General features: G+C 29.3%; 1 protein-coding gene. It reads right to left on the bottom strand.

The features are described from left to right. Positions 1 to 73: 73 nt before the first annotated feature. Positions 74 to 321, bottom strand: a 248-nt coding sequence (locus M997_RS17610) for an NUDIX hydrolase (protein WP_169816685.1), incomplete at its 5' end; no start/stop codon positions are given.

Here is a 321-nt window from a genome sequence, read left to right as displayed (position 1 = left end):
TTTTTAAAAAGTGAAAAATAATCGTTATCACTCTGTAACCTTGGATTATTCTTGGATTATTTAAAGATAATTATTAAATAATACCTTGGCTCCAACGTGTAAATTGATGAAATCCCATATGTTTTAATATATAGCAAAACCAGACACTGTAATCAGAGGGGTTTTTTTCAATATCTTGATACAGAGAATCGAGAGATATCCAACGATAATTCATTACTTCATTTGGATTACACTGAGGGGTTTGATCACTGAAACCAAGGTATAAATGATCAAATTCATGTTCTATCAGATTATCTGTCACTTTTTCATTATATAGAACTT

It is taken from the genome of Proteus hauseri ATCC 700826, from assembly GCF_001654965.1.
GTDB lineage: Bacteria > Pseudomonadota > Gammaproteobacteria > Enterobacterales > Enterobacteriaceae > Proteus > Proteus hauseri.
The sequence above is the reverse complement of the archived record's forward strand: the minus strand, read 5'-3'. Positions and strand labels throughout refer to the sequence as shown.